This window comes from Pseudomonas sp. FW215-R2, assembly GCF_058789255.1.
Window position 1 is genome coordinate 1 of record NZ_JBYTBO010000045.1, and the last position, 8349, is coordinate 8349.

The 8349-nt window shown below is 63.1% G+C and carries 6 protein-coding genes; 3 read left to right on the top strand and 3 right to left on the bottom strand.

Annotated elements, in window-relative coordinates; genetic code table 11:
* Positions 1–170: 170 nt before the first annotated feature.
* From AC3WRD_RS29705 to AC3WRD_RS29715, 3 genes are read right to left on the bottom strand one after another with little or no spacing between them, the layout of a single operon-like run.
* Positions 171–920, bottom strand: a complete 750-nt coding sequence (locus AC3WRD_RS29705) for an enoyl-CoA hydratase-related protein (RefSeq protein WP_102622784.1) — start codon at positions 918–920, stop codon at positions 171–173.
* 29 nt (positions 921–949) lie between these two features.
* Entirely contained in the window at positions 950–1885 is a 936-nt protein-coding gene (locus AC3WRD_RS29710) for an iron-sulfur-binding ferredoxin reductase (RefSeq protein ID WP_102622785.1), read from the bottom strand.
* Positions 1878–2984: a GGDEF domain-containing protein gene (locus AC3WRD_RS29715; protein ID WP_096818361.1), complete on the bottom strand. Its 1107-nt coding sequence runs from the start codon at positions 2982–2984 to the stop codon at positions 1878–1880. Before AC3WRD_RS29715 ends, AC3WRD_RS29710 begins: the two co-directional genes overlap by 8 nt.
* Positions 2985–3425: 441 nt before the next feature.
* On the opposite strand from AC3WRD_RS29715, the gene AC3WRD_RS29720 reads away from it, so the two are divergent.
* From AC3WRD_RS29720 to AC3WRD_RS29730, 3 genes are all read left to right on the top strand, one after another.
* A complete protein-coding gene (locus AC3WRD_RS29720; RefSeq protein WP_003205127.1) occupies positions 3426–4949 on the top strand; it encodes a fumarate hydratase in 1524 nt (507 codons plus the stop codon).
* 234 nt (positions 4950–5183) lie between these two features.
* Complete coding sequence (locus tag AC3WRD_RS29725) at positions 5184–6944, top strand: sensor histidine kinase (RefSeq protein WP_096818368.1); 1761 nt, start codon at positions 5184–5186, stop codon at positions 6942–6944.
* Positions 6944–8272 carry a sigma-54-dependent transcriptional regulator gene (locus AC3WRD_RS29730; RefSeq protein WP_102622786.1) on the top strand — a complete coding sequence of 443 codons (1329 nt, stop codon included), beginning with the start codon at positions 6944–6946 and terminating at the stop codon, positions 8270–8272. Before AC3WRD_RS29725 ends, AC3WRD_RS29730 begins: the two co-directional genes overlap by 1 nt.
* Positions 8273–8349 lie beyond the last annotated feature (77 nt).

Sequence of the window (8349 nt, forward strand, 5' to 3'; positions counted from 1 at the left end):
GCGTGGGAATGCCTCAATGGACGCTCCGCGTCCGCTTCGGCATGGGACGCGGAGCGTCCCGGGCTGCATTCCCACGCAGAGCGTGGGAACGATCGGTGCACGGAGTGCGGCGGCGGTCGGCGGTCGGCGGTCGGCGGTCGGCGGTCGGCGGTCGGCGGTCGGCGGATATCTCAATGGCGTTTGATGAACCCGGTCAACGCCGCCAACGCCTCCGGCGAACGAAGCCGCTGGGTGAACAGCGCGCCCTCCTCCTCGATCACCTTGCGAATCAATTCGCGATCCGGCGCCCGCATCAATTGCTTGCTGATCCGCACCGCTTCAGCCGGCAGCTCGTCAAACCGCAACGCCATCTCCCGCGCCTTGGCCAGTGCTGCTTCGCCGCTGCCCAGTGCCTCGGTGGCAATCCCCCAGGCCGCCGCTTGTTCACCGGTAAAACCTTCACCCAGCAACAACAACTCCGACGCTTTGGCCTGCCCGAGCAAACGCGGCAGGATCAGGCTGGAACCGAACTCCGGGCACAACCCGAGATTGACGAACGGCATGCGCAACCGTGCATCCCGCGCCACGTACACCAGATCGCAATGCAACAGCAGCGTCGTGCCAATCCCCACCGCCGCCCCGGCCACGGCGGCGATCACCGGTTTGCGGCATTCGAGGAGTTCAAGCATGAAGTGAAACACCGGGCTGTCGAGGTCGCTCGGCGGTTGCTGGATAAAGTCGGCGATGTCGTTGCCGGCGGTGAAGCACTCGGCGCTGCCGGTGATCAGCACCGCGTTGATCTCGGGGTCTTGATTGGCCTGCTTGAGCGCCTCGGCCAACTGGCTGTACATGGCGCGGGTCAGGGCGTTTTTCTTGTCGGGGCGGTTGAGGCGCAGGGTCAGCAAACCGCGTTCGCGGTGCAGCAGGATGGCTTCGGGCATGGCAGGTCTCGCGTCTGAAGAATCAGCGCTCAACCACGGCTCAGGAAGACATCGGCCAGCAGTTGATTGCGCGGCAGTCCGGCCAGGAACAGACGCTTGGCAAACGCGTCAACGCTGGCAGTCGAGCCGCAGACTAAGGCCAGCGTTTGTCGGGAGACAAGGCGCAGTTGCGCCAAAGCGGCCGGCAACTCGGCCGCCGTCCACAATTCGACGCTGAGGTTTTCCCGCTGCGCGGCCAGTGCTTCAAGGGGTTTGGCCAGGTAATGCCCGTCGGCATCATGGGCCAGATGAATGACGCGAATGGCGCCCCGATGATCCTGACGCAAGGCTTCGCGCAACACACCGAACAAGGGGCCTAGTCCGGTGCCCGCCGCCAGTAGCCACAGCGGCCGGTCGTGCCAGTCCGGGTCGTAATGCAACGCACCGCCGCGCAGTTCACCGAGGCGGATCGGGTCGCCGATCTGCAAGCGGCGCGCGGCATCGCTGAATTCACCGGGCTGGCGGCAATCGAGGTGAAATTCAAGAAAACGGTCTTCTTCCGGCAGGCTCGCCAGCGAATACGGCCGCGCAACGTGGCCGGCCCACAGCACCAGATGCTGGCCGGCGCTGTAGCGCAACGGTCGCTGGGGTGTCAGGCGCAACCGCAGCACGCTGTCGCCGAGCCAGTCCAGCGCTTCGACCGAGGCCGGGCGACCATCGGTGACGGGATCGAAGGTGTGCACCTGCAAGTCCTCGATCACCTGACACTGACAGGCCAGGCGCCAGCCCTGATCACGCTGTTCAGCGCTCAAGGCATCGGGGCGACTGTCAGCAGGCAGACCTTGCACGCATTGCACCAGACACGCATGGCAACTGCCGGCGCGGCAGCTATAAGGCACCGCCACACCGTTCTGATTGAGAGCATCGAGCAGGTTGCTGCCCGCCGCCACCGACCACTTTCGTTCACCGACCCGCAGTTCAGGCATCGACGTTCTCCCACGCGGCTGCGCAACGGTTGCGCCCGTCGCGTTTGGCCCGGTACAGCGCCTGATCGGCGCGCTGCAAGGCGTCGTCCAGATCATCGCCCAGTTCCAGCAGGGTCATGCCGGCAGACAGGCTAAGGTTTTTCACATTCAGGCCCACCAGTTCAACGTCGGTGAAGGCGATGCGCAGCCGTTCGCAACAGGCGGTCAGCCGCTCGGCGTTGCAATCGGGCAGCAGCACCACGAATTCTTCACCACCATAACGGGCCAGCACATCACCGTCACGCAGACAGGCACCGGCCACTCCGGCGAAGGCTTGCAGCACCTGATCGCCGGCCGCATGACCGTGTATATCATTGATGCGTTTGAAATGGTCGAGGTCGATCAGCGCCAGACCGTGCACCACGTCGGCTTCCATCGCGTTCAATTCGCGGGTGGCCAGGCGCAGGAAATGCCGGCGGTTGAACAGCCCGGTCAGTTCGTCGGTGGCCACCAGGTCTTCGAGCTGGCGCATCATCCCGCGCAGGGTGTCCTGATGCGCCTGCAAGGCAAACCGGCGCTGGCGCATGCGTTGCCGTGAGGTCTGGACGAAGCGTGCGTAGATCACCAGCCATGCCAGCACGATCAACAGAATGCACGCCTGCAACGCGGAGAGCGCCGGATCGTGCAGGCGGAAGTGGTAACCGTCCCACAGCGTGATGGCGCAGAAACTGAAGAACACCAGCATCGCGCAGCGCACAAAGGCCCGGCGCGACAAATGGAACAGGCCGAACAGCAGGATCAGCACATAGAAGACCAGGAACTCGCCCCGCGCTTCTTCCAGATGCGCGATCAGCCACGTCTGCCAGCCGAGGCCGAGCAGCACTTGCGCTTCGGTCAGGCTCGGGTCGGAGAACCGCAGGTTGGCACCTGAGAAAAACACCGCGAACAGAGTCGCCTGGCTGATGACCACCAGGGCGCTGCCGACAGCGACGCCTGTCAGCGAATCTTCGTAGTGTCCGGTGAAATACGCCAGCCACAGCAGCAGCAAGGCCAATCCATAGGTGGCTGCAGCGAGGGCGAAGCGTTTGAGCAAAAGACGTTGAATGGCGTTATGGGTCAATCGTTGACTCACCGTGCGATAAGAGGCTGACCGAGTGTCCTACTCTACAGACCGGCTGCCACTTTAGTGGCGTAGTCGATAAATGACCATTGATTTTCGGGCCGGATAATTGGCGTCAAAAAAGCCCTTGGGCCCGCCCCTCCCGGCTTCCCGGAGCGCCCGCCAATAGCGCCGGCCGCGCGTGATTTTTTGTCGGCCTTCGCCGTCCGCAAACAGCGAACCGGACGCAGCGCTTGCAGACCACATCGACCGGCTCCTGCCATGCGACCAACGAATGACTACCGGCGCGTGTCACCACCAGGGAGGCGCGGTATACTGCCGCGCCTTTTTAGCGTCGCGCCAGCAGCCCCGGCGTGCCTTGAAAGGTGTCTGCGACCGACCGATGCACCCAAGCCGCAGGCACCTTATTGAATGTTCCCGTCTTTTAGAGGAGCGCGACTCATGACCGTGATCAAGCAAGACGACCTGATTCAGAGCGTTGCCGACGCCCTGCAATTCATTTCCTACTACCACCCCGTGGACTTCATCCAGGCGATGCACGAAGCCTACCTGCGCGAAGAATCGCCAGCGGCCCGTGACTCGATGGCGCAGATCCTGATCAACTCGCGCATGTGCGCCACCGGCCACCGGCCGATCTGCCAGGACACCGGTATCGTGACCGTGTTCGTGCGTGTGGGCATGGACGTGCGTTGGGATGGCGCGACCATGAGCCTGGACGACATGATCAACGAAGGCGTGCGCCGCGCCTACAACCTGCCGGAAAACGTCCTGCGTGCCTCGATCCTCGCCGACCCGGCGGGCGCTCGTAAAAACACCAAGGACAACACCCCGGCGGTCATCCACTACTCCATCGTCCCGGGCAACACCGTGGAAGTGGACGTGGCGGCCAAGGGCGGCGGTTCCGAGAACAAGTCGAAAATGGCCATGCTCAACCCGTCCGACTCGATCGTCGACTGGGTGCTGAAGACCGTTCCGACCATGGGCGCCGGCTGGTGCCCACCGGGCATGCTGGGCATCGGCATCGGCGGCACCGCCGAGAAAGCCGCTGTCATGGCGAAAGAAGTGTTGATGGAGTCCATCGACATTCACGAGCTGAAAGCCCGTGGCCCGCAGAACCGCATCGAAGAAATGCGTCTGGAGCTGTTCGAGAAGGTCAACCAGCTGGGCATCGGCGCCCAGGGCCTCGGTGGCCTGACCACCGTGCTCGACGTGAAGATCATGGATTACCCGACCCACGCCGCCTCGCTGCCGGTGTGCATGATCCCGAACTGCGCTGCCACCCGTCACGCCCACTTCGTGCTCGACGGTTCCGGCCCGGCTTCGCTGGAAGCGCCACCGCTGGACGCCTACCCGGAAATCGTCTGGGAAGCAGGTCCGTCGGCCCGTCGTGTCAACCTCGACACCCTGACCCCGGAAGACGTGCAGAGCTGGAAGCCGGGCGAAACCGTCCTGCTCAACGGCAAGATGCTCACCGGTCGCGACGCCGCGCACAAGCGCATGGTCGAGATGCTGAACAAGGGCGAAACCCTGCCGGTGGACCTCAAAGGTCGCTTCATCTACTACGTCGGCCCGGTTGATCCGGTCGGTGACGAAGTGGTTGGCCCGGCTGGCCCGACCACCGCCACGCGGATGGACAAGTTCACCCGTCAGATCCTCGAGCAGACCGGCCTGTTGGGCATGATCGGCAAATCCGAGCGCGGCCCGACTGCGATCGAAGCGATCAAGGACAACAAGGCTGTGTACCTGATGGCCGTCGGCGGCGCCGCTTATCTAGTGGCGCAAGCGATCAAGAAGTCCAAGGTACTGGCGTTCGCCGAGCTGGGCATGGAAGCGATCTACGAGTTCGAGGTCAAGGACATGCCGGTCACCGTTGCGGTGGACAGCAAAGGTGAATCGGTCCACATCACCGGTCCTGCGATCTGGCAACAGAAGATCAGCGAGAGCCTTGCGGTGGAAGTGCAGTAAGCTATTTGCCTTATAAAAACGGCCGGCTCATCCAAGTGGATAGCCGGCCGTTTTTTTGAATGTATAAAATTCGCACAATAATGCAGGGGAGGTTTTTTCGAGCGCAATTGTCGATACCTCCAGTTCGGTATCTGCAAAAAAATACGGCACGCTCATCGCATCTATGAACAGGAACCCCGCCTACACATCTGCATGGTATCGTGCCCGCCCGTCCTGCCATCCGTTTGCCCCAGCATGCTGCCGACTTCCCGTACCCTGCGTCTGTCGTTGTATACCCTGCTGATCATCGCCGGCGCCGCCCTCGCCGCGACTCTTGCGATCCGCCACGCCGAACGCCAGGCATTGGAAGAGGACGCGGCGCGGGCCAATCAGCAGTTGGCACTGTACGCCAATTCTTTGCACACACTGATCGACCGCTACCGCGCCCTGCCCGCCGTGCTCGCACTGGATCCGCAATTGCGTGCGGCACTGGCCGGTCCGGTCGACGCCGAACAGCAAGCGGCGCTCAACCTGAAACTGGAAAAGATCAACGGCGCAGCACAATCCTCGACGCTGGAACTGCTCGATCACACCGGCCTCGCGGTGGCGGCCAGCAATTGGCGTCTGCCCAGCAGCTACGTCGGTCACAACTACGGCTTTCGCCCCTACTTCAGCCAGACCCGCACCCAGGGCACCGGGCGTTTCTACGCAGTCGGCGTGACCAGCGGGATTCCCGGTTATTTCCTGTCCAGCGCGGTGCTCGGCGACAACGGCGAGTTCCTCGGGGCGATGGTGGTCAAGCTCGAATTCCCGGAACTTGAACGCGAATGGAGCCAGGGCAGCGACACCCTGCTGGTCAGTGATGCACGCGGGATCATTTTCATCGCCAACCAGCCCGACTGGCGCTATCGCCTCCTGCACCCGCTGAGCCCGGCCGATTACAAAGAGATCAAGGCCACCCGCCAATACGACAAACAGTCGCTGGTGCCGCTGACTCATCTGTCGCTGCGTCGCTTCGACGACAACAGTGATCTGCGCCGTGTCGAAGGCCCGCAAGGCACAGCGGATTACCTGTGGGAATCGCTGCCGCTGACCGCCGAAGGCTGGACCCTGCACCTGCTGCGACGCCCGCAACTGTCCTTCGAAGACCAGCGCAATGCCGGGCTCGCCGCTGCCGGGGTGTGGCTGGCGCTGGTGTTCCTGTTGTTGTTCCTCAACCAGCGCTGGCGTCTGGCGAAGATGCGCCAGCGCAGCCGCGAAGAGCTTGAGCAACTGGTCGAAGAACGTACCCGCGACTTGCGTACCGCTCAGGACGGTCTGGTGCAGTCAGCCAAACTGGCGGCACTGGGACAGATGTCGGCGGCGCTGGCCCACGAAATCAATCAGCCGCTGACCGCTCAGCGCATGCAACTGGCGACCTTGCGCCTGCTGCTCGATCATGGCCGCGTCGATGACGCCTACAAGGCGCTCAAACCGGTCGATGAAATGCTCACGCGCATGGCGGCCCTGACCGGTCATTTGAAAACCTTCGCCCGCAAGAGCCCCAGCGGTTTGCGCGAGCGGCTGGATCTGGCGACAGTGGTCGATCAGGCCCTGCAGTTGCTGGACGCAAGAATGCGCGACGAACAGGTCAGCCTTGTGCTGCATCTGACCCGTCCGGCCTGGGTGCGCGGCGATGCGATCCGCCTCGAACAAGTGCTGATCAACCTGCTGCGCAACGCCCTCGACGCTATGCAAGGCAAACCTTGCAAGCGTCTGGAAATCCGTCTGGAAGCCGACGAGCAACTGTGGCGCCTGAGCGTCATCGACAATGGCGGCGGTATTGCCGAAGAGCATCTGGGCCAGGTGTTCGACCCGTTCTTCACCACTAAACCGGTGGGTGACGGCCTCGGTCTGGGGCTGGCGGTGTCGTTTGCCATCGTCCACGAATCCGGCGGGCGCCTGAGCGCCGACAATGGCGACAACGGCGCAGTGTTCAGCCTGACCTTGCCGATCGATCTGGAGGCGCACATCTGATGCTCAATGCGGTGATGGTGGTCGATGACGAAAGCAGCATTCGCAGTGCCGTCGAACAATGGCTGAGCCTGTCCGGTTTCGAGGTGCAACTGTTCAGCCGCGCCGAGGAATGCCTGGCGGCGCTGCCGGCGCATTTTGCCGGGGTGATTGTCAGCGACGTACGCATGCCTGGCCTCAGCGGTCTTGAACTGCTGGCCGAGGTGCAGCGCCGGGATGCCGACCTGCCGGTGATTCTGCTCACCGGCCACGGCGATGTGCCGATGGCGGTCGAAGCCATGCGCGACGGTGCCTACGACTTTCTGGAAAAGCCCTTCAGCCCGGAAACCTTGCTCGGCAGCCTGCGCCGGGCGCTGGACAAGCGTCGGCTGGTGCTGGAAAACCGTGCCCTGCACGAACAGGCCGACAACCGCGCCAAACTGGATGCGACGTTGCTCGGTGTATCCCGTGGCTTGCAGACCTTGCGCCGACAGGTGCTGGATCTGGCGACGCTGCCGGTCAACGTGCTGATCCGTGGCGAGACCGGCAGCGGCAAGGAACTGGTCGCCCGCTGCCTGCACGACTTCGGCCCGCGCGCCGACAAACCGTTCGTGGCGCTGAACTGCGCGGCGATCCCCGAGCAGTTGTTCGAAGCCGAGTTGTTCGGGCATGAAAGCGGCGCGTTCACCGGGGCCTCCGGCAAGCGCATCGGCAAGCTGGAATACGCCGATGGCGGCACGCTATTTCTCGATGAAATCGAAAGCATGCCGCTGGCCCAGCAGGTAAAACTGCTGCGGGTGTTGCAGGAGCAGAAGCTGGAGCGGCTGGGGTCGAACCAGAGTATTCGCGTGGACCTGCGGATCGTCGCGGCGACCAAACCCGATCTTTTGGATGAAGCGCGGGCCGGGCGTTTTCGCGAGGACCTGGCGTATCGCCTGAACGTCGCCGAATTGCGCCTGCCGCCGTTGCGTGATCGTCGGGAAGACATTCCGTTGTTGTTCGAATCCTTCGCCCAGAGCGCTGCCCAACGCTTGGGCCGGACCTTCCCGCCGCTCAGTGGCACGCAATTGAGCCACCTGCTGAGTCATGACTGGCCGGGTAATGTGCGGGAACTGGCGAATGTCGCCGAACGGCAGGTGCTGGGGCTGGATGAACCGGTGCAGGGCATCGATCCCGGCCAGTCACTGGCGGCGCAGCAAGAGGCGTTTGAGGCGCAGTGTTTGCGGGCGGCGTTGACCCGGCACAAGGGCGATGTGAAAGCCGTACTTGAAGAACTGCAACTGCCACGCCGCACCTTCAATGAAAAGATGCAGCGCCATGGTCTGACCCGGGAAATGTTCGTACCTGAATGAGCGGAAATCCGCTCATTCATTCCTGATCATCGGCAAAAACCCGCTCAACGACTCCCCCTACCCCCTCTAAACCGGCC

What these genes read in the sequence shown, in the direction of transcription:
- AC3WRD_RS29705 (WP_102622784.1), bottom strand. Translation starts at nt 920, where the DNA reads ATGCCCGAAGCCATCCTGCTGCACCGCGAACGCGGTTTGCTGACCCTG.
- AC3WRD_RS29710 (WP_102622785.1), bottom strand. Translation starts at nt 1,885, where the DNA reads ATGCCTGAACTGCGGGTCGGTGAACGAAAGTGGTCGGTGGCGGCGGGC.
- AC3WRD_RS29720 (WP_003205127.1), top strand. Translation starts at nt 3,426, where the DNA reads ATGACCGTGATCAAGCAAGACGACCTGATTCAGAGCGTTGCCGACGCC.
- AC3WRD_RS29725 (WP_096818368.1), top strand. Translation starts at nt 5,184, where the DNA reads ATGCTGCCGACTTCCCGTACCCTGCGTCTGTCGTTGTATACCCTGCTG.
- AC3WRD_RS29730 (WP_102622786.1), top strand. Translation starts at nt 6,944, where the DNA reads ATGCTCAATGCGGTGATGGTGGTCGATGACGAAAGCAGCATTCGCAGT.